The sequence below is a fragment of the Pseudomonas sp. A-B-19 genome, assembly GCF_019947515.1.
In the GTDB taxonomy this organism is placed as follows: domain Bacteria; phylum Pseudomonadota; class Gammaproteobacteria; order Pseudomonadales; family Pseudomonadaceae; genus Aquipseudomonas.
In genome coordinates this window covers 12,745-36,367 of sequence record NZ_JAGYGN010000043.1, presented here as the reverse complement: position 1 = coordinate 36,367, position 23,623 = coordinate 12,745, and the positions used below count along the sequence as shown (strand labels likewise).

General features: G+C 60.3%; 19 protein-coding genes. 12 read left to right on the top strand and 7 right to left on the bottom strand.

All coding sequences use genetic code 11. The annotated features are described in order from the left end of the window. Window positions 1–181: 181 nt before the first annotated feature. On the bottom strand, window positions 182–1,657 hold the full coding sequence (locus KGA81_RS28740) for an inorganic phosphate transporter (RefSeq protein ID WP_223550843.1): 1,476 nt from the start codon (window positions 1,655–1,657) through the stop codon (window positions 182–184). A 377-nt stretch (window positions 1,658–2,034) separates the two neighbouring features. Next, window positions 2,035–2,235 (bottom strand): hypothetical protein, encoded by a 201-nt coding sequence (locus tag KGA81_RS28735; RefSeq protein WP_007986337.1) that lies wholly within the window; start codon window positions 2,233–2,235, stop codon window positions 2,035–2,037. Window positions 2,236–2,924: 689 nt separating this feature from the next. Here KGA81_RS28735 and pcaR point away from each other — a divergent pair. The 11 genes from pcaR (at window position 2,925) to pcaC (ending at window position 13,695) form a co-directional block, all read left to right on the top strand. Continuing rightward, on the top strand, window positions 2,925–3,767 hold the full coding sequence (gene pcaR / locus KGA81_RS28730; protein ID WP_223550841.1) for a pca regulon transcriptional regulator PcaR: 843 nt from the start codon (window positions 2,925–2,927) through the stop codon (window positions 3,765–3,767). Window positions 3,768–3,890: 123 nt separating this feature from the next. Next, on the top strand, window positions 3,891–5,237 hold the full coding sequence (locus KGA81_RS28725) for an MFS transporter (RefSeq protein ID WP_223550839.1): 1,347 nt from the start codon (window positions 3,891–3,893) through the stop codon (window positions 5,235–5,237). 282 nt (window positions 5,238–5,519) lie between these two features. Then, window positions 5,520–6,377 carry a CoA transferase subunit A gene (locus tag KGA81_RS28720; RefSeq protein WP_020798340.1) on the top strand — a complete coding sequence of 286 codons (858 nt, stop codon included), beginning with the start codon at window positions 5,520–5,522 and terminating at the stop codon, window positions 6,375–6,377. Beyond that, the gene (locus KGA81_RS28715) at window positions 6,377–7,156 is read left to right on the top strand and encodes a CoA-transferase subunit beta (RefSeq protein ID WP_223550837.1); all 780 of its coding nucleotides are present in this window, start codon (window positions 6,377–6,379) and stop codon (window positions 7,154–7,156) included. Before KGA81_RS28720 ends, KGA81_RS28715 begins: the two co-directional genes overlap by 1 nt. Then, window positions 7,153–8,358, top strand: coding sequence for a 3-oxoadipyl-CoA thiolase (gene pcaF / locus KGA81_RS28710; protein ID WP_223550845.1), 1,206 nt, complete (start codon window positions 7,153–7,155; stop codon window positions 8,356–8,358). The genes KGA81_RS28715 and pcaF overlap by 4 nt, the downstream gene beginning before the upstream one ends. Window positions 8,359–8,395: 37 nt before the next feature. Continuing rightward, window positions 8,396–9,100: a protocatechuate 3,4-dioxygenase subunit beta gene (gene pcaH / locus KGA81_RS28705; RefSeq protein WP_223550835.1), complete on the top strand. Its 705-nt coding sequence runs from the start codon at window positions 8,396–8,398 to the stop codon at window positions 9,098–9,100. A 1-nt stretch (window position 9,101) separates the two neighbouring features. After that, window positions 9,102–9,668, top strand: coding sequence for a protocatechuate 3,4-dioxygenase subunit alpha (gene pcaG / locus KGA81_RS28700; protein WP_223550833.1), 567 nt, complete (start codon window positions 9,102–9,104; stop codon window positions 9,666–9,668). 108 nt (window positions 9,669–9,776) lie between these two features. After that, on the top strand, window positions 9,777–11,081 hold the full coding sequence (locus KGA81_RS28695) for an MFS family transporter (protein ID WP_223550830.1): 1,305 nt from the start codon (window positions 9,777–9,779) through the stop codon (window positions 11,079–11,081). 43 nt (window positions 11,082–11,124) lie between these two features. Continuing rightward, window positions 11,125–12,489, top strand: a complete 1,365-nt coding sequence (locus KGA81_RS28690; protein WP_223550827.1) for a 3-carboxy-cis,cis-muconate cycloisomerase — start codon at window positions 11,125–11,127, stop codon at window positions 12,487–12,489. 11 nt (window positions 12,490–12,500) lie between these two features. After that, window positions 12,501–13,292 (top strand): 3-oxoadipate enol-lactonase, encoded by a 792-nt coding sequence (gene pcaD, locus KGA81_RS28685; protein ID WP_223550825.1) that lies wholly within the window; start codon window positions 12,501–12,503, stop codon window positions 13,290–13,292. Between the two features lie 10 nt (window positions 13,293–13,302). Further along, window positions 13,303–13,695, top strand: a complete 393-nt coding sequence (pcaC, locus tag KGA81_RS28680; protein WP_223550822.1) for a 4-carboxymuconolactone decarboxylase — start codon at window positions 13,303–13,305, stop codon at window positions 13,693–13,695. 120 nt (window positions 13,696–13,815) lie between these two features. Here pcaC and KGA81_RS28675 read toward each other — a convergent pair whose 3' ends face one another. The 4 genes from KGA81_RS28675 to KGA81_RS28660 form a co-directional block, all read right to left on the bottom strand. Beyond that, the gene (locus KGA81_RS28675; protein ID WP_223550819.1) at window positions 13,816–15,075 is read right to left on the bottom strand and encodes an OprD family porin; all 1,260 of its coding nucleotides are present in this window, start codon (window positions 15,073–15,075) and stop codon (window positions 13,816–13,818) included. Window positions 15,076–15,529: 454 nt separating this feature from the next. Beyond that, complete coding sequence (emhC, locus tag KGA81_RS28670; RefSeq protein WP_108216759.1) at window positions 15,530–16,990, bottom strand: efflux RND transporter outer membrane subunit EmhC; 1,461 nt, start codon at window positions 16,988–16,990, stop codon at window positions 15,530–15,532. Beyond that, on the bottom strand, window positions 16,990–20,151 hold the full coding sequence (emhB, locus tag KGA81_RS28665) for an efflux RND transporter permease subunit EmhB (protein ID WP_223550816.1): 3,162 nt from the start codon (window positions 20,149–20,151) through the stop codon (window positions 16,990–16,992). Before emhB ends, emhC begins: the two co-directional genes overlap by 1 nt. Window positions 20,152–20,154: 3 nt before the next feature. After that, window positions 20,155–21,312 carry an efflux RND transporter periplasmic adaptor subunit gene (locus tag KGA81_RS28660; RefSeq protein ID WP_223550814.1) on the bottom strand — a complete coding sequence of 386 codons (1,158 nt, stop codon included), beginning with the start codon at window positions 21,310–21,312 and terminating at the stop codon, window positions 20,155–20,157. A 266-nt stretch (window positions 21,313–21,578) separates the two neighbouring features. Here KGA81_RS28660 and emhR point away from each other — a divergent pair, with 266 nt between their 5' ends. Beyond that, a complete protein-coding gene (gene emhR, locus KGA81_RS28655) occupies window positions 21,579–22,211 on the top strand; it encodes an efflux system transcriptional repressor EmhR (protein WP_223550812.1) in 633 nt (210 codons plus the stop codon). A gap of 355 nt (window positions 22,212–22,566) precedes the next feature. Here the strand turns inward: emhR and KGA81_RS28650 are convergent, their stop codons facing one another. Continuing rightward, complete coding sequence (locus KGA81_RS28650) at window positions 22,567–23,616, bottom strand: alkene reductase (RefSeq protein ID WP_223550810.1); 1,050 nt, start codon at window positions 23,614–23,616, stop codon at window positions 22,567–22,569. Window positions 23,617–23,623 lie beyond the last annotated feature (7 nt).

The following is a 23,623-nucleotide window of genomic DNA, read 5'->3' as shown; positions in this document are numbered from 1 at the left end:
AAAAAGGAAGGAAAGTATTAATATCGCGCATAAGAACGCCGGTTTGTTAGATGTGTTTGCTCGCACGAACATCATCAACCAAATCGGCGTTCTTGTTTCTGTGTTTCCCGGGATTCCGTGAAGAACCATAAAAAAGGCGCGGTCCTCACGGAGCGCGCCTTTTCCGTTTGGCTGCTTTTAATTAGCTGCCAAGAGCCTTCGAAGCCACCCAGAACAACCCGGCCGACAGGGCCACGGTGGCTGGCAGGGTCAATACCCAGGCCAGCAGGATGGTTCTGACGGTGCCGCTTTGCAGGCCGCTTTTGTTGGCGACCATGGTGCCCGCCACGCCCGAGGACAGCACGTGGGTGGTGGAAACCGGCAGGCTGAAGATGTTCGCCATGCCGATCAGGCTGGCAGTGGTGATCTGTGCCGACATGCCTTGGGAGTAGGTCATGCCTTGCTTGCCGATCTTCTCGCCAATGGTCAGTACCACGCGTTTCCAGCCGACCATGGTGCCCAGGCCCAAGGCCAGTGCAACCGCCAGAATCACCCAGAACGGCGCGTATTCGGTGGTGGTGGTCAGGTCTTTGCGCAGCTTGTCCAGGTCGGCCTTTTCACGAGCTCCGAGCGTTGGCAACTTGCTGACTTTCTTTGCGGTGTCGTCCAGGCAGAGCAGGTAGCGACGGACTTCGATACGGCTTTCCGCCGGCAGCGAGTGATAGTCGGCTACACCCTTGAGGGTGTCGAGCAGGGCGTTGATGGTCGGTTCGGTCTGTTGCGGGTTGCAACGGAATTTCTCCGGCAGATCACCATCCAGGCTCTTGCCCAGAGCCAGGAACTCGCCCAGGGTTTCGGCATTGCGCTGGTAGAACTGGTTCAGGTGCAGCGTGGCGTCGCGAGTCCGCTCGATCTGGTAGGTCGTGCTGTTCAGGTCGAGGACGAACTGGGCCGGCACGATACCGATCAGGACCAGCATGATCAGGCCGATACCTTTCTGGCCATCGTTGGAGCCGTGCACGAAACTCACGGCCATGGCCGAGATCACCAGAACCAGGCGATTCCAGAACGGCGGGTGTTTCTTGTCGTCGATCTTGCGGCGCTGTTCCGGTGTCTTGTGCATCTTCGACAGCGGACGCCACCATTTAAGACCGATCAGGATCAGTGCGGCGATCAGGAAACCGGCCATCGGCGAGAACACCAGGGAAGCGCCGATATCGATCGCTTTCTGCCAGTTCACACCGTCGGCCAGCGGAATGTCGTTGATCAGGGCGTTGGCCAGGCCGACACCAAGAATCGATCCGATCAGCGTGTGGGAGCTGGAAGCGGGAATACCGAAGTACCACGTGCCCAGGTTCCAGGTGATGGCGGCGGCGAGCAACGAGAACACCATGGCCAGTCCGTGCCCGGTGTTCACATTGATCAGCAGTTCTACCGGTAGCAGGTGGACGATGGCATACGCCACGCCGACCCCGCCGAGCAGCACGCCGAGGAAGTTGAACACACCGGAGAAAAACACCGCCAGGTGAGGCGGCATGGCTTTGGTGTAGATAACGGTGGCCACCGCGTTAGCGGTGTCATGAAAGCCGTTGATGAACTCGAAGGCGAGGACAAAGGCCAGGGCGAGCAAGAGGCTCACGAGCACCCAAGCATCCAGTCCGCTGAATAAATCGATCATGAAGGTTTTCTGACCCGGTCATAAGGGGGCGCGATTATGCCAGAAAAGACTGCTAATCAATGCACTTGCTGCTCATCGGTAACAAACTTCAACGAGTTTTTTTGCCGCGGCACCTGAAAACCCACGGTTTTGCTGTGTTTTATAAGCCATTGATTTAATAGAAAAAAGATACCGTCACAAAACCTTCACGACCCGGTAAGAGGGGTTCGAACGGTTGTGAGAAAAATCTGAGAAATAGGTCAGATACCGGAAATCTGCCGGATTCGACGATGGTGATGGCTGCTGCCCGCTCATGGCGGGCGCGAAAGGCAGCATCAATACACCCCCGCGTTCAACGGGTGCAGAGGCAGGCCTTTGTAAGGATCAGGCCAAAGCAGTCACGGCTCTTCGGCTTTGAGTTCCTTTTCCATTTTTTGAAGTTCTTGCTGGAAAACCTGATCCTGAACGGTGGCGCGTTTACGCCAGGGCTTGCGTTCCGGTTCGGGTTGAGCGGCGTAAGTGGTGACTTCTCCGCCGTAAACTTCCTTGTAGCGTTGTTCCTGGCGCTCTAGTTCCGCGCGCAGTTCGTCTTTCGTCACAGTGCTACCTGATTGAGTTGGGATAAATTCTGGTGAACACGCGCTGCATCAAATCGATTGATCACGTTCGTCGACTGGGCAATGCCCGTCAAGGCATCGTTTTGGCAACAGGGTGATCAATACTTCCATGTCACAGGCGGCCACGGCACCAGATATAAACAGCTGACGTAGCTTCAGTTTCCTGTATCAGCAAGCGCACTGGCAAGGCAGTTCAATGCGAGCCTGGCGCTTGCAACGGGCAACGGCGATGGAGCATCGCATTGCCGGGCAGCGGGTTCGGCAAGTAAAAAACCGAAGCGCTACTGAATTGTATTATAGCGGCCGATTTGAAGAACACTATATCCAAAGAGTTAAAAGCGGATCCCGGTGTGTGACCATTTTGTTGCTCGAAACTTTACGATTAACTGGAACGCCGGTGTGTACCACATTGCAGCAATGCCTGCTGACCCATTATGTTCGAACAAGTTACGGCATTTGGATTGCCCCATTAAGTCCTGTGTCGAGTCGATGTAAACAGCGGTTCGTGAGTCAGCGAAAAACCGGGCACCCGCGAATCGGGTGATTGATACGGTGGATTGCGATTATCGGTCGATCGTCCGATAATCGCCCGAAGATGGCCGGCCGGGCTTGAGCGCCAGGCGGTAGCCCTTTGTAATAGTCGCTGATCCGAGTGGGTAACAGGACCTTGTATGAACGATCAAATGCGCAATTCCTTCACTTCAGTGGCTCCCCCCATCGTTGCCTCACCGGCCAAACGGATCCAGGCACTGACCGGCGACCCGGACTTCATGACGTCCCTGGCCCGTGGCCTGGCCGTGGTGCAAGCGTTCCAGGAGCGCAAACGACACCTGACCATCGCCCAGATCAGTCACCGAACGGAAATACCCCGCGCCGCCGTGCGCCGTTGCCTGCACACCCTGATCAAACTCGGCTACGCCACCACCGACGGCCGCACCTATTCGCTGCTTCCCAAAGTGCTGACCCTTGGCCATGCCTATGTGTCATCGACGCCGCTGGCGGTGTCCGCCCAGCCCTACCTGGACCGCATGAGCGAGCAACTGCACGAGGCCTGCAACATGGCCACGCTGGAAGGTGATGACATTTTGTACATCGCCCGCTCCGCAACCACCCAGCGCCTGATTTCGGTGGACCTGTCGGTGGGCGGGCGCCTGCCGGCCTATTGCACGTCGATGGGGCGGATTCTGCTGGCCGCGCTGGATGACACGTCGCTGGGCGAATACCTCGATCACGCCGAACTGCAAGCCAAGACCAGCCGTACGATCCACACCCCCGAGGCATTGCTCGAATGCCTGCAAGAGGTGCGACAGCAGGGCTGGTGCATCGTTGACCAGGAACTTGAGCAGGGGCTGCGTTCAATCGCCGTTCCTGTGTATGACGCCTCCGGCCAGGTGGTTGCGGCCCTCAATGTCAGCACCCACGCCGGGCGAGTCAGCCGCAATGAACTGGAACAGCGATTTCTGCCAGGCTTGCTCAGTGCCAGTCGCGACCTCAGCGCTCAACTGTTTGCCTAAGCTGTTCGATAATCGCACAGAGTTGCTTCTGGCGAATTGACGCTGTTTCCTGCGGATCATTACTGTCGCGGCTTCGTCAGCGTCTGCTGACACCGTTCGACTGCGATCCGTGGAATAAAAATAATGAACCAGCCTCAGTCTGCTGTAGGTAACTGCCTAGACGTGCAGTCCTTCATCAATGCTCAACCCATTTCGCGCTACCAATGGCGGGTGGTGATCCTGTGTTTCCTGATTGTCTTGCTCGACGGCCTCGATACCGCGGCCATGGGTTTCATTGCGCCGGCGCTGTCTCAGGATTGGGGGATCGATCGCGCCAGCCTTGGCCCGGTGATGAGTGCCGCCTTGATCGGCATGGTATTCGGCGCACTCGGTTCAGGGCCATTGGCTGACCGCTTCGGACGAAAAGTCGTACTGGTCGGTGCGGTGCTGTTGTTCGGTGCCTTCAGCCTGGCCTCGGCCTACAGCAGCAATATCGATCAGTTGCTGGTGTTGCGCTTCCTGACCGGCCTGGGTCTGGGCGCCGGCATGCCGAATGCCACCACGCTGCTGTCGGAGTACACCCCGGAGCGTAAAAAGTCCTTGCTGGTGACCAGCATGTTCTGCGGTTTCAACCTGGGCATGGCTGGCGGCGGATTTATCTCGGCCAAACTGATTCCGGCCTTTGGCTGGCACAGCCTGCTGCTGATCGGCGGGATTCTGCCGCTGATCCTCGCCGCCGTTTTGCTGCTCTGGTTGCCGGAGTCGGCGCGTTACCTGGTGGTACGCAATCGCAGTACGGACAAAGTGCGCAAGGCACTGGCGCCGATCGATCCGACGGTGGTGGCCCAGGCGTCCAGCTTCAGCGTTCCGGAACAGAAAACCGTGAAGGCGCGCAATGTGTTCGCGGTGATCTTCTCCGGCACCTACAGCGTCGGCACTTTGCTGCTGTGGCTGACCTACTTCATGGGCCTGGTGATCGTTTACCTGCTGACCAGCTGGCTGCCGACGCTGATGCGCGACAGTGGCGCGAGCATGGAACAAGCCGCCTTCATCGGCGCGCTGTTCCAGCTCGGCGGCGTGCTGAGTGCGGTGGGCGTGGGCTGGGCGATGGACCGGTTCAATCCGCACAAGGTCATCGGCATTTTTTACCTGCTGGCCGGGGTGTTTGCCTACGCGGTAGGGCAGAGCCTGGGCAACATCGCGCTGCTGGCGACCCTGGTGCTGGTGGCTGGGATGTGTGTCAACGGCGCGCAATCGGCAATGCCGTCGCTGGCTGCACGGTTTTATCCGACTCAAGGGCGGGCCACCGGGGTGTCGTGGATGCTCGGGATCGGCCGCTTCGGCGCCATCCTCGGGGCTTGGATGGGGGCAACGCTGTTGGGGTTGGGCTGGAATTTCGAGCAAGTGCTGACAGCGCTGGTGATTCCGGCGGCCCTGGCGACCACGGCGGTGGTGATCAAGGGCATGGTCAGTCATGCGGACGCGACCTGACAGTCTGATCTGGAATCTCGCGTGATGTTGAGGGCCTCTTCGTCGGATCGCCGCCCGGGGCAAGCCCGCTCCTACAAGGATTGCGTATTTACCTGTAGGAGCGGGCTTGCCCGCGAAGCTTTTGGGGATCGGTAGCCAAGCAACAATATGTTCGATAATCGAACGTTTAGTCGATTATCGGATTGTTTGGCGTTTTCCACTGGCTTAATCTCCAGTCATTGCGGCGCTGCGCATCGGCGCCTTCTTCCACTGTCGGTTAACAATAAATGGGAGCCTGCCCCAATGGCTGAAATCCTTTCGCTGCACGACGCGGTGAAGCAATTCGTAAATGACGGCGATACGGTCGCGCTCGAAGGCTTTACCCACCTGATCCCGACGGCGGCGGGTCACGAAATCATTCGCCAGGGCAAGAAAGACCTGACCCTGGTGCGGATGACCCCTGACTTGATCTACGACCAGTTGATCGGTGCCGGTTGTGCCCGCAAGCTGATTTTCTCCTGGGGCGGCAACCCGGGTGTCGGCTCCCTGCATCGCCTGCGTGACGCCGTTGAGAAGCAGTGGCCACACCCGCTGGAAATCGAAGAACACAGCCACGCCGACCTGGCCAATGCCTACGTCGCCGGCGCTTCCGGCCTGCCGTTCGCCGTACTGCGCGCCTACGCCGGTTCCGACCTGCCGAAAGTCAATCCGCTGATCAAATCCGTCACCTGCCCGTTCACTGGCGAAGTGTTGGCCGCCGTGCCTTCGGTACGTCCGGACATTACCGTGATTCACGCGCAGAAAGCCGACCGCAAGGGCAACGTGCTGCTCTGGGGCATTCTCGGTGTGCAGAAAGAAGCTGCGCTGGCGGCCAAGCGCTGCATCGTCACCGTTGAGGAAATCGTCGACGACCTCAATGCACCGATGAATTCCTGTGTATTGCCAACCTGGGCCTTGAGTGCTGTTTGCCACGTGCCAGGCGGTGCACACCCGTCCTATGCCCACGGCTACAACGAGCGTGACAACCGTTTCTACCAAGCCTGGGATCCGATTGCCCGCGACCGTGAAACCTTCACCGCGTGGATCAACGAATACATCCACGGCAGCGCTGACTTCAGCGAGTTCCAGGCCAAACTGGCCGCCGCTTCGGAGGCGAAGTAATGACTTACACCACCAATGAAATGATGACCGTCGCTGCCGCTCGCCGTCTGAAGAACGGGTCGGTGTGCTTCGTCGGCATCGGTCTGCCGTCGAAAGCGGCCAACCTGGCGCGCCTGACGTCCTCGCCTGATGTCGTGCTGATCTACGAATCGGGTCCGATCGGTGCCAAGCCGAGCGTACTGCCGTTGTCGATCGGCGACGGTGAACTGGCGGAAACCGCCGACACCGTGGTCCCGACCGGCGAAATTTTCCGTTACTGGCTGCAGGGCGGGCGCATCGACGTCGGCTTCCTCGGCGCGGCGCAGGTCGACCGTTTCGGCAACATCAACACCACCGTAGTCGGCGATTACCACGCACCGAAAGTGCGCCTGCCGGGTGCCGGTGGAGCGCCGGAGATTGCAGGTTCCGCCAAGAGCGTGTTGATCATCCTCAAGCAGTCAGCGCGTTCGTTTGTCGACAAGCTCGACTTCATTACCTCGGTCGGCCATGGCGAGGGCGGCGATTCGCGCAAGCGTCTCGGTCTGCCGGGCGCCGGTCCGGTCGGGATCATCACTGACCTGTGCACCATGGAGCCGGAGGAGGGCACCCACGAGTTCGTGGTCACCGCACTGCATCCGGGCGTGACCCGCGAGCAAGTGGTCGCCGCCACCGGTTGGCCGATTCGCTTTGCCGACAGTGTTGCGACCACTGCGGAGCCAACCATCGTGGAGTTGACCGCGCTACGCGATCTTGAAGCCCGCACCGCCGCCGCCCACGGCCAAGCCCCCGGAGAAGCCTGATGCGTGACGTTTATATCTGCGACGCGATTCGTACCCCCATCGGCCGTTTCGGCGGTGGTCTGTCGACGGTTCGCGCCGATGACCTGGCCGCCGTGCCTATCAAGGCGCTGATGGAGCGCAACCCGTCGGTGGATTGGTCTGCGGTGGACGAGGTGTTCCTCGGCTGCGCCAACCAGGCCGGTGAAGACAACCGCAACGTAGCGCGGATGGCGCTGCTGCTGGCGGGCCTGCCGGAAAGCATTCCCGGCGTGACCCTCAATCGTCTTTGCGCTTCGGGCATGGACGCCATCGGCACCGCGTTCCGCGCCATCGCCAGCGGCGAGATGGAGCTGGCGATTGCCGGTGGCGTCGAGTCGATGTCCCGCGCGCCGTTCGTGATGGGCAAGGCTGACGCGGCGTTCTCGCGCAACATGAAACTGGAAGACACCACTATCGGCTGGCGTTTCATCAACCCGTTGATGAAAGCCCAGTACGGTGTGGATGCCATGCCGCAGACCGCCGATAACGTCGCCGACGATTACAAGGTGTCTCGCGCCGATCAGGACGCATTCGCCTTGCGCAGTCAGCAACGCACCGCCGCCGCGCAAGCTGCAGGTTTTTTCGCCGAAGAGATCGTCGAAGTGCGCATTGCCCACAAGAAGGGTGAAACCGTGGTCAGCCAGGACGAACATCCTCGCGCCGACACTACCCTGCAAGCTCTGAGCAAACTCAAACCGGTCAACGGCCCTGACAAAACTGTCACCGCCGGCAACGCCTCCGGAGTGAACGATGGCGCGGCAGCGTTGATCCTGGCCTCGGCCGAAGCCGTGAAGAAACACGGCCTGACCGCCCGCGCCAAAGTGCTGGGCATGGCCAGCGCCGGTGTTGCGCCGCGGGTGATGGGCATTGGCCCGGTGCCCGCGGTGCGTAAACTGACCGAACGCCTCGGTGTGGCAGTCAGCGATTTCGACGTGATCGAACTCAACGAAGCCTTCGCCAGCCAGGGTTTGGCGGTGCTGCGTGAACTGGGGATCGCCGACGATGCAGCCCAGGTCAACCCCAACGGCGGCGCGATTGCCTTGGGTCATCCGTTGGGCATGAGCGGTGCGCGACTGGTGTTGACTGCGTTGCATCAGCTGGAAAAAACCGCTGGCAAGAAAGGTCTGGCGACCATGTGCGTCGGCGTCGGCCAGGGTCTGGCCTTGGCGATCGAACGCGTCTGACGCGCTTTGAAGACTTATAAGAACTGAGGAATGCTTCATGACTGACAAGCCTGGTTACCGTCGCCCGCAGGTGGGCACTCAGCCGCCATACCTGCACCCGACCTATCAATCCACCAACCTGCGCTCGCCGTCCAGGCCGTTGGTGTTTCTGCCCCATTCGTTGTCGGAAATCACCGGGCCGACCATCGGCGCCGAGCGCGTCAACGAGAAGGACAACGACCTGACTGCCCAGCATGAGGGGCAGCCACAGGGTGAGCGCATCATCATTCACGGTCGTGTACTGGATGAAAACGGTCTGCCGGTGCCGGGGATTCTGGTGGAGATCTGGCAGGCCAATGCCGCCGGTCGCTACGCCCATGCTCGCGACCTGCACGACGCGCCGCTGGACCCGAACTTCACCGGCACCGGCCGTACCGTGACCGACGCCGATGGCTGGTATCAGTTCCAGACCATCAAGCCCGGCGCCTATCCATGGGGTAACCACCACAACGCCTGGCGCCCCGCGCACATCCATTTCTCGCTGTTCGGGCCGAGCATCCTGACGCGCCTGGTGACGCAGATGTATTTCCCGGGTGATCCGCTGCTGGCGTACGACCCGATCTACAACTGCGTGCCCGATACCAGCGCCAAGGAGCGCTTGATCGCCACCTTCGATCTGGAAAAAACCATCCCTTCCTATGCCCTCGGTTATCGCTGGGACATCGTTTTGCGCGGCCGCGACGCCACGCCGATGGAGAAATAAGATGACGCTGACTGCGACCACGTCCCACACCGTCGGGCCGTACTACCACATCGGCCTGACCTGGCTGAACCGCGAAAACCTGACCGTCGAACAAACCCTGGGCGAGCGCGTGGCGATCACCGGGCAAGTGGTCGATGGCAATGGCGATGTCGTCAACGACGCAATGCTGGAAGTCTGGCAGGCCAACGCCGCTGGCAAATACGATCATCCGGAAGACGACCAGGACAAACCCCTGGACCCGAACTTCGAAGGTTTTGGCCGGGTGCCGGTGGATACCGAAGGACGTTTTCGTTTCACCACGATCAAGCCGGGCACGGTTGAAGGCTTGAAAGGCACGACCCAGGCGCCGCACCTGGTGGTGCTGGTGTTTGCCCGTGGCCTGGTGAAACACTTGCTGACGCGGATTTACTTTGATGGCGAGGCGGCCAACGTGAATGATCCGTTGCTGGAGTGCGTGCCGGCCGAGCGTCGCAATACGCTGATGGCCAAGCAGGATGCGTCGGGCGTGTACCAGTGGAACGTGATTCTGCAGGGTACCGATGACGAGACGGTGTTCTTCGATTATTGATCCGACAAGCCCCCTCGCCACAGGGATTTGAGTCGCGAATGCATCTGCGGAACGGGATTGTTTCAAAGCGTGTCTAGACTCTCACTGTCCCCACAGAGTGAAAAAACAATGACAACATCCACGGCTCCTGTAGCTCTTTATACGGGCGAAGAACGCAACAAGCGGATCTTCGCCATTGTCGGTGCTTCGTCCGGCAACCTGGTCGAATGGTTCGACTTCTATGTCTATGCCTTCTGTGCGATCTATTTTGCGCCGGCCTTTTTCCCGTCCGACAACCCCACGGTGCAGTTGGTCAACACCGCTGGCGTGTTTGCCGCCGGCTTCCTGATGCGCCCGATTGGTGGCTGGATTTTCGGGCGCTTGGCGGACAAGCACGGGCGCAAGAACTCGATGCTGATCTCGATTCTGATGATGTGCTTCGGCTCTTTGCTGATTGCCTGCTTGCCGACCTACAACAGTATCGGGGTCTGGGCGCCGATCCTGTTGCTGTTCGCCCGTTTGCTGCAAGGCTTGTCGGTGGGCGGTGAGTACGGCACCACCGCGACCTACATGAGCGAAGTGGCGCTCAAGGGCCAGCGTGGTTTCTTCGCTTCATTCCAGTACGTGACCCTGATCGGCGGCCAGTTGCTCGCGGTGTCGCTGGTGGTGATCCTGCAACAGTTCCTGACCGAGGATGACCTGCGTGCCTACGGCTGGCGGATTCCCTTCGTGGTGGGTGCCATGGCGGCGCTGGTTTCGCTGTATTTGCGTCGTTCGCTTAAAGAAACGTCCAGCAAGGAAATGCGCGAAAACAAGGACGCCGGCAGCATCAGCGCGCTGTTTCGCGACCACAAGGCCGCGTTCATCACCGTACTGGGTTACACCGCCGGTGGTTCGCTGATTTTCTACACCTTCACCACATACATGCAGAAGTACCTGGTGAACACCGCCGGCATGCCGGCCAAGACCGCCAGCTACATCATGACCGGCGCGCTGTTCCTCTATATGTGCATGCAGCCGGTTTTCGGCATGCTCGCCGACAAGATCGGCCGGCGTAACTCGATGCTCTGGTTCGGCGCCCTCGGCACGCTGTTCACCGTGCCGATCCTGTTGAGCCTGAAAAGCGTGACCAGTCCGTTTCTGGCCTTCGTGCTGATTACCCTGGCGCTGTCGATCGTCAGTTTCTACACCTCGATCAGCGGTCTGGTAAAAGCCGAAATGTTCCCACCGGAAGTGCGTGCGCTGGGTGTCGGCCTGGCGTATGCGGTGGCGAATGCGATCTTCGGTGGTTCGGCGGAATACGTGGCTTTGAGCCTCAAGGCCGTGGGCATGGAAAACTCCTTCTACTGGTACGTGACGGTGATGATGGCGATCGCGTTCCTGTTCAGCCTGCGTCTGCCGAGACAGGCGAAGTATCTGCATCACGATCTTTGATCTTTACGCGCGGACCCCAGGCCCGCGCCTCCAGGAATTGTTTATGAACCAGCGACCGGGCAATCAATTGTTCGATGCCTATTTCACTGCCCGCGATATGCGTGAGGTGTTCTGCGATCAGGGCCGGGTCCAGGCCATGCTCGATTTTGAAGCGGCACTGGCCCGGGCGGAAGCGCAGGCAGGGTTGATTCCGTCGAGTGCTGTCGCGCCGATTGAAGCGGCTTGTCGCGCCGGGCTTTATGACTTTGCGGCGTTGGGCGAGGCGATTGCCACGGCGGGCAACTCGGCGATTCCCTTGGTCAAGGCGTTGGGTAAACAGATCGCGGCCACCGATGCCGAAGCCGAGCGCTATGTGCATCTGGGCGCGACCAGCCAGGACGTCATGGACAGCGGCCTGGTGCTGCAACTGCGCCGGGCGCTGGAACTGATCGAAAACCATCTGGCGCAACTGGGGCAGACGCTCGCGTCCCAGGCCCAGCGATACGCGACCACGCCATTGGCCGGACGCACCTGGCTGCAGCATGCGACGCCGGTCACCCTCGGCATGAAAATCGCCGGTTGGCTGGGGGCGGTGACGCGCAGTCGTCAGCGCTTGGCCGAACTCAAGCCGCGTTTGCTGGTGCTGCAATTCGGCGGTGCGTCCGGAACCCTTGCCGGCCTGGGTGAACAGGCCATGCCGATTGCCCAGGCGCTGGCCGAAGAACTGCAACTGAAATTGCCCGATCAGCCGTGGCATACCCAGCGCGATCGGGTGGTGGAGTTTGGCGCCGCGGTCGGCCTGATCGCCGGTAGTCTCGGCAAACTCGGCCGTGATATCAGTCTTTTGATGCAGACCGAGGCTGGCGAAGTGTTCGAACCTTCGGCACCGGGCAAGGGCGGCTCTTCGACCATGCCGCACAAACGCAATCCGGTGGGCGCGGCGGTGCTGATCAGCGCGGCGACTCGCGTACCCGGTCTGCTCTCGACGCTGTTCAGCGCCATGCCCCAGGAGCACGAACGCAGCCTCGGCCTGTGGCATGCCGAGTGGGAAACCCTGCCGGAAATTTGCTGCCTGGTGTCGGGCAGCCTGCAGCAAGCGTTGCAGATTGCCCAAGGCCTGGAAGTGGACGCCGGGCGCATGGCGCGCAACCTCGATTTGACCCAGGGCCTGGTGCTTGCCGAAGCGGTGAGCATCGTCCTCGCGCAACGGGTCGGTCGCGATACCGCGCATCATCTGCTGGAGCAATGCTGCAAGCGCGCCGTGGCCGAACAACGTCACCTGCGTGCGGTCCTCGGTGACGAACCGCAAGTGACCGCCGAGCTGTCGGCGGCTGAACTCGATCATCTGCTGGACCCCGCCCACTATCTCGGCCAGGCCAAAACCTGGGTCGAGCGCGCGGTGGCTGAACATTCTGCATTGACTGCCTGAAGGAGACTGCTGTGGCTTTTGTACAACTCGCCGAGGGCGAACTGCATTACCAACTCGATGGACCGGTCGATGCGCCGGTACTGGTGTTGTCCAATTCTTTGGGCACCGACCTGCACATGTGGGACGCGCAAATCCCGGCGTTCTCCGGGCATTTTCGCGTGTTGCGTTTCGACACACGCGGCCATGGCCAGTCATTGGTGACGCCGGGGCCATACAGCATCGAACAGCTGGGCCACGATGTGCTCGCCTTGATGGATGCCTTGCACATCGAGCGCGCGCATTTCTGCGGTCTGTCCATGGGCGGGTTGATCGGCCAGTGGCTGGGGATCAATGCCGGTGAACGCCTGAACAAGCTGATCGTGTGCAACACCGCGGCGAAAATCGGCGATCCATCGGTGTGGAACCCGCGTATCGAAATGGTGCTGCGTGATGGTCAGGCAGCCATGGTTGCTCTGCGCGATGCGTCGATTGCCCGCTGGTTCACCCCGGACTTCTCCGCCACCAACCCGGCGGCAGCCAAGCAAATCACCGACATGCTCGCGGCCACTTCGCCTGAAGGTTACGCGGCCAACTGCGCGGCGGTGCGTGATGCCGATTTTCGCGATCAGCTGTCGTCGATCAAGGCGCCGCTTCTGGTGATTGCCGGTACCGAAGACGCCGTGACGCCACCGTCCGGTGGGCATTTCATCCAGGAGCATGTGCGCGGGGCCGAGTACGCCGAGTTCTATGCGGCGCACTTGTCCAACGTCCAGGCCGGCAATGCGTTCAGCAAGCGCGTGCTGGCGTTTCTGTCGGCTGATTGAGGGGATTTGCGTGGACGAGAAACAACGTTATGACGAGGGCCTGAAGGTCCGTCGCGCGGTCTTGGGCGATGCCCACGTCGACCGCAGCCTGAATGCCCTGACCGAGTTCAACTCGGAGTTCCAGGAGATGATCACCCGTCACGCCTGGGGCGACATCTGGACCCGCCCGGGTCTGCCGCGCCATACCCGCAGCCTGATCACCATCGCCATGTTGATCGGCATGAACCGCAACGAAGAACTGAAACTGCACCTGCGCGCTGCCGCCAACAACGGCGTGAGCCGTGGCGAGATCAAGGAAGTGATCATGCAGAGCGCCATCTACTGCGGGATCCCGGCGGCCAATGCGACGTTCCATATGGCCGAGTCGGTTTGGGATGAGTTGGGGGTTGAGTCGCGGGAGTAGAGAGATCGTCTGACACTTGTAGGCGCTGGCTTGCCAGCGAAGGGGCCTTCGAATGTTGCGACATTGTCGAGGCCGCCTTCGCTGGCAAGCCAGCTTCTACAGCGAAGGCGTAACTTGAGCTTAGAGCAAGCTGATCGGATAGCTGATGATCAACCTGTTCTCATCGAACTCGTTGTTGCTGTAGTCGCGCCGGATGGTCGAGTTGCGCCATTTCAGGTTCAGGTCTTTCAGCGCACCGCTCTGCACGGTGTAGCCCAGTTCACTTTCACGTCCCCATTCCTTGCCATCGGTGATGCTGCCGGTGTGTACATTGTCGCCGCTGATATAGCGGTTCATCAGGGTCAGGCCTGGCACGCCCAGGGCGGCGAAGTTGTAGTCGTGGCGTACCTGCCAGGAGCGTTCCCGGGCGTTGTCGTAGCTGGAGTTGTAGCTGTCGTTGGCCAGGGTGCCGCCGCTGGTGCCGTTGACCCGCATCCAGGCGTTGTCGCCGGTGAGTTTCTGCAGGCCGACATAGAACGTGTTGCCGCCGTACTTGGCCGAGAACAGGCCGTACAGGGTTTTGTTGTCCAGCTCGCCAGCCCGGGCGCTGCCGTCATCCTTGCCGTGGAAGAAACCCAGGTTGGCGCCCAAGGTCCAGTCGCCAAGTGGTTGGCTGTGGATCAAGTTGACGAATTGCTGGCTGTAGATGTCCTTGAGCTCGGCGTTCCACAGACCGATCTGGGTGCGCTTGTCATTGAACAGGTACTCGCCGCCCTCGAAGTTGAAACGGTCAGAGGTGAACGCCGCTTTGCCGGTCATCGACATGTCGTTCATGCTGCTGTCGTCCCGTGGGCTGTTCTGGCGGAACTGGCCGCCGTAGAGCGTCAGGCCATTGATCTCCTTCGACGTGATCTGGCCGCCGCGGAAGGTTTGCGGCAACGAGCGGCCGTCGTCGGAGCGCAGGATCGGCAGCACCGGCATCCACTCGCCGACTTTCACTTCGGTCTGCGACAGCCTGGCCTTGAACGCCACGTTGGTGCGGCCGAAGTTGTCCGCCGGGCGACCGTCGTGATCCAGCGGCAGCAGTTGCGTACCGCCGGTGCCTTTGCCGCCGTCGAGCTTCACCGAATACAAACCGAGCACATCCATGCCGAACCCGACGGTGCCCTGGGTGAACCCGGATTTGGCGTCGAGGATGAAACTTTGCGTCCACTCTTCAGCCTTGCCCTGGGCCTTGGTCGGGTTGGTGAAGTTGCGGTTGATGTAGAAGTTGCGCAGGTTCAGGTTGACCTTGGCCCCATCGACGAAGCCCGACTCTTCGGCGCTGGCGGGCAGGGCCGCGCCGGCCAGGGCAATGGCAATCAGGCTGGGAACGAAATACTGCGCGGTGGAAGGCGTCATGGGCTCGGGTCTCTCTAATTCTTGGGGATGAAGCGGGGTGATGCCGCAACCCGGGGTTGCAGACGAATTTTCGAAATCAGTACAAACGAAGCGGATCAGCCGGAGAGGGCAAGGCGTGGGGGCATGGTGCCGAACCTGTTGTTATTGGTTTTGTGGTTCGGATGGTGTGGGAAATGTACTGGATGGTTCAATCGTAAAAAACGGGTTTTGGGCGATTATCGAACGCAACATGACGCTGGATTTTGTGTGGCCTGTACGGGCCTCATCGTCGGAACGCCGCCCGGAGCAAGCTCGCTCCCACAGGGGGGCTTTCAGTGTGCATGCGATTTCAGCCAAACGACGATCCCTTGTGGGAGCGAGCTTGCTCGCGATGGGGCCATCACTGACAGCACACCTTTTCCCGCCGCCAACAAAAAGCCCACCAATCGGTGGGCTTCGTGTTTTCACAGCGCTATCAGAAGTACTTCATCTTCGGCGCTTCTTCTTTCAACGGCTCGTTCTTCGCCGTCTGTTCGTTCCAGCCACCACCCAATGCCTTGTACAGGTTGACCTGGCTGACCAGTTGCGCCAAGCGATCGGTGATCAACACCTGCTGCGCACTGAACAGCTGACGCTGGGCATCGAGGAAGGTCAGGTTGCTGTCGACACCGATGAGGTAACGACGCTCGGCCAGGCGGTAGTAGACCTGGTTGGCACTGACGAAATCTTTCTGTGCCTGCAACTGCTGGACATAGGTCTGGCGGGCGGCCAGGCCGTCGGCGACTTCCTGGAAGGCCGTTTGAATGGACTTCTCGTAGTTCGCCACGCCGATGTCTTTCTGGATTTTCGATAAGTCCAGACTGGCGCGCAGGCTACCGGCATTGAAAATCGGCAGGTTGATCTGCGGCTGGAACAGCCAGGTGCCCGAACCACCCTTGAACAGGCCTGACAGGTCCGTGCTCAAGGTGCCGGCATTGGCCGTGAGGCTGATGCTCGGGAAGAACGCAGCCCGCGCCGCGCCGATGTTGGCGTTGGCGGCCTTCAGGTTGTACTCGGCCTGAAGGATGTCCGGACGACGTTGCAGCAAGTCCGACGGCAGGCCGGGCGGCACGTCGCTCAGCAGGTCGTCGTCAAGTGGTTTGGCCGCTTGCAGGTTGGCCGGGATACCGGTGCCGAGCAGCAGCACCAGGCTGTTCTCGTCCTGGGCGACTTGGCGGGTGTACTTGGCCAGTTGCGCACGGGCGTTTTCCACCGAGGTGCGCGACTGCGCCAGGTCCAGGGCCGAGGCGACCCCGACTTCGTTGCTGCGGGCGGTGAGCTTGTAGCTCTCCTCGAAGGTGGCCAGGGTGTCCTGGGTCAGCTTGTACAGTTCCTTGTCCGCCTGCCAGGTCAGGTAGGCGTTGGCCACACTGGCCACCAGGCTGATCTGCGTGCTGCGGCGACCTTCTTCAGTGGCGAAGTATTTCTGCAACGCTTCTTCGTTCAGGCTGCGGACCCGACCGAACAGGTCGAGTTCGTAGGCGCTGACCCCGACCGTGGCCGAGTTGGAACTGACGATGCCGGTTTGGCCGGTCTGCGAAGCGTCAGCCGGAACGCGCTGACGGCTGCCGGTGCCGTTGGCCGAGACGGCCGGGAACAGATCGGCACGGGAGATGCGGTATTGAGCCGCAAACGCGTCGATGTTCAGGGCCGCGACACGCAGGTCACGGTTGTTTTCCAGGGCAACCTGAATCAGCTGTTGCAGCGCCGGGTCATGGAAAAACTGCTTCCAGCCCTGCTCGGCAGCCGCTTGCGCCGGTGCCTGGGCCGGCGAGTACGCCGGGCCCTGCGGGTATTGGCCCGCCACCGGCGCTTCGGGCTGCTGATAATCAGGTATCAGCGAGCAGCCACCGAGCACGAAGGCGGCAACTGCCAGGGAGAGTAGCGACTTGCTCATTAGCCAGCCTCTTGAGGAGTTTCAGTGGCATCATCCTGATCGGCGATTTTACGCTGGCCTATGGATGACACGGTAACGAAGAACAGTGGGACCCAGAAAATCGCCAGCACAGTGGCCGTGATCATACCGCCGATCACACCGGTGCCGATGGCATGCTGGCTACCGGAGCCCGCGCCGGTGGATATCGCCAGTGGTACCACACCCAGAACGAAGGCGAGCGAGGTCATGATGATCGGTCGCAGACGCATGCGACTGGCTTCAATTGCCGCATCGCGCAGGCTACGCCCTTGTTCGTGCAGCTCCTTGGCAAATTCGACGATCAGAATGGCGTTTTTTGCCGCCAGACCGATAGTCGTCAACAAACCTACCTGGAAGTACACGTCGTTGGACAAACCGCGCAGGCTGGTGGCCATCAATGCACCGATGATCCCCAGCGGCACCACCAACATCACCGCGATCGGAATCGACCAGCTTTCATACAACGCCGCCAGGCACAGGAACACCATCAGCAGCGACAGGGCATACAGCGCTGGTGCTTGCGAACCGGACAGACGTTCTTCGTACGACAGGCCGGTCCAGGAAATACCGACACCCGCCGGTAGCTTCTGCGCGATGGCTTCGACTTCGGCCATGGCTTCACCGGTGGAATAGCCAGGCGCCGGGGAGCCGAGGATTTCCATCGCTTCCACGCCGTTGTAACGGGCCAGTTTGGGCGAGCCGTAGATCCACTCGCCCTTGGCGAACGCCGAGAACGGAACCATGGTGCCGACGCTATTGCGCACGTACCACTTCTGCAGGTCTTCAGGGCCCATTCGAGCACCTGGCTGGCCTTGCACGTAAACCTTCTTCACCCGACCACGGTCGATGAAGTCGTTGACGTAGCTACTGCCGAGGGCAATCGACAGGGTGTTGTTGATGTCGGCAATGGTAATGCCCAGGGCACTGGCCTTCTCGTCATCGATTTCCAGCTCATATTGAGGCTCATCGTTCAGGCCGTTCGGACGCACCTGAGCCAGAACCTTGCTCTGCGCTGCCATACCGAGGAACTGGTTACGCGCAGCCATCAGTTTTTCGTGGCCGATACCGGCGCGGTCCTGCAGGAACACGTCGAAACCGGTGGCGTTACCCAGTTCCAGTACCGCCGGTGGCGCGAAGGCAAACACCATGGCATCGCGGAAGGTGAAGAAGTGCTGTTGGGCACGAGCCGCCACCTTGAACACGTTGTTGTCGGCGTTACGTTCATCCCACGGGCGCAGCATGATGAATGCCATACCCGAACTCTGACCACGACCGGCGAAGTTGAAGCCGGTCACGGTAAACACCGAGTTCACCGCATCGCCTTCGCCGCCATCCTTGCCCGGACGCAGCAGGAATTCACGCATTTCGTCCACGACCACCTGGGTACGCTGGGACGTCGAGCCGGCCGGGGTCTGCACCTGTGCGAACAGTACACCCTGGTCTTCTTCAGGCAGGAACGCCGTTGGAATACGGGTGAACAGCCAGATCATGCCGACGACGATGATCAGGTAGGCCAGCAGGTACGGGGCCTTTTGCGCAAGCATGTTGCCCACACCGCGCTCGTAGCTGCGTACGCCGCGGTCGAAATTGCGGTTGAACCAGCCAAAGAAACCGCGCTTCGGTACGCCGTGCTCGCCTTTGCGGATCGGCTTGAGCATGGTGGCGCAAAGCGCCGGGGTGAAGATCAGCGCAACCAGAACCGACAGGGCCATGGCCGAGACGATGGTGATCGAGAACTGCTTGTAGATCACACCGGTGGAACCGCTGAAGAACGCCATTGGCAGTAGCACCGCCGACAGCACCAGAGCGATACCGACCAGTGCGCCCTGGATCTGGCCCATGGATTTCTTGGTGGCTTCCTTGGGTGACAGGCCTTCTTCGCTCATCACCCGTTCGACGTTTTCCACCACGACGATGGCGTCGTCCACCAGCAAGCCGATGGCCAGCACCATACCGAACATGGTCAGGGTATTGATGCTGAAACCGGCTGCCGCGAGGATCCCGAACGTACCGAGCAATACCACCGGCACGGTCATCGTGGTGATGATGGTGGCACGGAAGTTCTGCAGGAACAGGAACATCACCAGGAACACCAGCGCGACCGCTTCGACCAGGGTGTGTACCACGCCCTTGATCGATTCCGTTACTACCGGCGTGGTGTCATACGGGAACACCACTTCCATCCCTTGCGGGAAGAACGGTTTGAGGCTGTCGATGGTCGTGCGCAGGGCTTTGGCGGTATCCAGAGCGTTGGCACCGGTGGCCAGTTTCACCGCCAGACCGGAAGCCGGGGCGCCGTTGAACTGGGCGTTGATGCTGTAGTTCTCACCCCCCAGACCGACTTCGGCAACATCTTTCAAGCGAACCTGGGAACCGTCCTTGTTGACCTTGAGCAGGATCTTGTCGAATTGCTCCGCGGTCTGCAGGCGGGTCTTGCCGATGATCGTCGCGTTCAACTGGGTGCCGGGCAGGGCAGGCAGGCCGCCGAGCTGGCCGGACGACACCTGGACGTTTTGCGCAGCGATGGCGGTTCTGACGTCGATCGGCGTCAGGTTGAATTTGTTCAACTTGGCCGGGTCGAGCCAGATACGCATGGCGTACTGGGAACCGAACACCTGGAAGTCACCGACACCGGCGGTCCGCGAGATCGGGTCTTGCATGTTCGACACGATGTAGTTGGACAGGTCGTCCTTGGTCATGCTGCCGTCACGCGACACCACGCCAATCACCAACAGGAAGTTCTTCACTGCCTTGGTGACGCGGATCCCCTGCTGTTGCACTTCTTGCGGCAGCAGTGGGGTGGCCAGGTTCAGCTTGTTCTGGACCTGAACCTGCGCGGTATCGGAGTTGGTGCCTTGCTCGAAGGTCGCGGTAATGGTCATGGTGCCGTCGGAGTTACTTTCCGACGAGACATAACGCAGGTGATCGATACCGTTGAGTTGTTGCTCGATCACTTGAACCACGGTGTCCTGTACCGTTTGCGCCGAAGCACCCGGGTAGGCCACGGAGATGGCGATCGCTGGAGGCGCAATGCTCGGGTACTGGTTGATCGGCAGTTTGAGGATCGATAGTGCCCCGACCAACATGATCACCAGGGCAATTACCCAGGCGAAAATCGGACGGTCGATAAAAAATTTCGACATGGTTTACTCCCCTTTGCCGCCGGAGGCTTTATCAGCTACCTGGGCAGGGGCCGGGTTCCTTACGGCTACGTTGGTCGCTTCACTGGCCTTGACTTCGACGCCAGGTTTGACGAATTGCAGACCTTCGGTGATCAGGCGATCGCCGGCCTTCAGGCCGTCTTCGATCAGCCATTGGTTACCGACAGTGCGGTTGGCCTTGAGTTGACGCAGTTCGACCTTGTTGTCCGGGCCGACAACCAGTGCAGTCGGGGCACCCTTGAGGTCGCGGGTCACGCCTTGCTGCGGGGCCAGAATCGCCGCGCTGTTCACGCCGGCCAGCAACTTGGCGTGTACGAACATGCCAGGCAGAAGGGTGTGATCAGGGTTCGGGAAAATCGCGCGCAGGGTGACGGAGCCGGTGGTCTGGTCAACCGAGATTTCGGAGAATTCCAGCTTGCCGTCCAGCGTGTACTCGCTGCCGTCTTCGAGGGTCAGCTTGACCGAGGCTGCGTTGTCACCGGCTTTTTGCAGGCGACCGCTTTCCAGCTCACGGCGCAGTTGCAACAGCTCGACCGAAGACTGCGTCACGTCGACGTAGATCGGGTCGATTTGCTGAATCACCGCCATTGCATCGACCTGAGCATTGCTCACCAATGCGCCTTCGGTCACCGAGGAGCGGCCGATGCGGCCGGTCAGCGGGGCATTGACCTTGGTGTAACGCACATTGATCTGGGCGGTTTGCAGTGCGGCTTCCGATTGCAGGCGGTTGGCCAGGGCGGTGTCGTATTCCTGACGGCTTACGGCTTGTTCGTCGACCAATTGCTTGTAGCGGTCGGAAATCGATTTGGTCGAACGCAGGTTGGCTTCGGCGCTGGCGAGCGTTGCTTCATAGATCGAGGGGTCGATCTGATAGAGCTGCTGGCCGGCCTTGACGTCGCTGCCTTCCTTGAACAGGCGTTTGAGAATGATGCCATTGACCTGCGGGCGAACTTCGGCAATGCGGAACGCGCTGGTACGACCTGGCAGATCGGACGTCAGGGTGAAAGCCTGGGGTTGCAGAGTCACGACGCCGACCTGAGGCGGTGGGGCGGCCGGTGCTGCCTCTTCCTTTTTGCATCCGCTGAGCAGCGATGCCAGGGCGACGGCGGCGACCAGAGCGGTAACAGCTGGCTTGAATTGCATGAAAATCCTCGGGTCAGGCGCGCAAGGAGCGCACTAGAAAGGTGGAAGGTTGAAAAATGGTTACCGAGTGGATAAGTAGCTTGCTAAGGAATATACTTACGTACATGGCTGTTTGTAAATACCCAGGCTGCGTATCAACGTCGTTACACAAGCCGTTGAACGGTTGTAAATGCAGGCTGGGGACGCCCCCCCAGAACGTTCGCCCCACTTTTTATTCAGCTGATATTCAGACATCGCTGAAGCACCCCGATTGAGGTTGTACTGCCATGGTCCGTCGTACCAAAGAGGAAGCTCAGGAAACCCGCGCACAAATTCTCGAGGCGGCCGAAAAGGCCTTTTTCGAGCGAGGCGTGGCGCGCACGACCCTGGCGGACATCGCGACCCTGGCCGGTGTCACTCGAGGGGCCATTTACTGGCACTTCAGCAACAAGGCGGATCTGGTGCAGGCCATGCTCGACACCTTGCATGAGCCGCTGGAAGAAATGGCCAAGGCCAGCGAGAGCGAAGACGAACTCGATCCCCTGGGCTGCATGCGCAAACTGTTGATTCATTTGTTTCATCAAATTGCGCTGGACCCGAAAACCCGCCGCATCAATGAGATTCTTTTTCATAAGTGTGAATTCACCGATGAAATGTGCGACCTGCGCCAGCAGCGCGTGTCAGCCAGCCTCGAATGCAATGTGCGGATCGGCCTGGCCCTGAGTAATGCCGTGAAACGCGGCCAGTTGCCGGAAAACCTCGACACCGCCCGCGCCGCCATCAGCTTGCATGCTTTTATTGATGGCATCCTGTACCAGTGGTTGCTGGCCCCGGACAGTTTTGAATTGCACGCCGAAGCCGAACGTTGGGTCGATACCGGGCTGGATCTGTTGCGCTTCAGTCCCAGCCTGCGCAAATAAAGCAAAATGCGTAATTGGCGCCTTGTGTGTCAACCATTGAAACCGAAGATGAACGGTTCTTCACGCGCCCTCCGACAATGGGGTGCTTTTATATACTTACACTCGGCAGGTGGACAGGTAGCAAGCTCAGTAATTTGTAGGAATTTTGTGTCGCCTTTTTGAGGGCCCTTCATTGCACGGTCACTGTAGGAGCTGCCGCAGGCTGCGATCTTTTGATCTTGATTATGGCGACGATGCCTTCGCCGAAGATCAAAAGATCGCAGCCTGCGGCAGCTCCTACCGGGCCAGGGCTCGATACTCAACAAAAAGCCCCGGCTCTTTCAAGCCGGGGCTTTTGCGTTTCAACGGTTACGGATTACAGCGTCGGGTAGTCGATGTAACCGGCCGGGCCCTTGGCGTAGAACAGTTCCGGACGCGCGTCGTTCAGCGGCGCGTCTGCCTGCAAACGCGCTGGCAGGTCGGGGTTGGCGATGAACGGTACGCCGAAGGCGACTGCATCGGCCTTGCCGCTGGCGAGCAATGCGTTGGCGCTGTCCTTGGTGAAACGCTCGTTGGCAATGTAAGGGCCGCCGAAGGCTTGCTTGAGCTGTGGGCCGAGGCTGTCGGCACCTTCTTTCTCCCGCGAGCAGATGAAGGCGATGCCACGCTTGCCCAGTTTGCGAGCGACGTAGGTGAAGGTTTCGGCCAGGTTCTCGTCGCCCATGTCATGCAGGTCGGCGCGTGGCGACAGGTGTACGCCCACACGGCCGGCACCCCAGATCTCGATGGCGGCATCGGTCACTTCCAGCAGCAGGCGGGCACGGTTTTCCAGGGAGCCGCCGTAGTTATCGGTGCGCTGGTTGGTGCTGCTTTGCAGGAACTGGTCGAGCAGGTAGCCGTTGGCGGCATGGATTTCCACTCCGTCGAAGCCGGCCGCCTTGGCGTTCTCGGCACCGACGCGGTAGGCGTCGACGATGTCGGCGATTTCAGCGGTTTCCAGGGCGCGCGGCACCGGGAAGTCGGCCAACGGACGCACCAGGCTGACGTGGCCCTTGGGCTGGACGGCACTCGGCGCGACCGGTGTTTCACCGTTCAGGTACAAACCGTGGGAAATGCGACCCACGTGCCACAGTTGCAGGAAGATTTTGCCGCCAGCACCGTGGATGGCCTTGGTCACGTTGGACCAGCCACGCACCTGATCGTTGGACCAGATGCCCGGGGTGTCCGGGTAGCCGACGCCCATCGGCGTCACGGAGGTGGCCTCGCTGAGGATCAGGCCTGCCGAAGCGCGCTGTACGTAGTACTCGGCCATCAGCGCGTTGGGCACGCGACCTTCGTCGGCGCGGCAGCGGGTCAGCGGCGCCATGATGATGCGGTTGGCCAACTCGAGGTCGCCCAGTTTGATCGGATCGAAAATAGTCGTCATTTAAAGG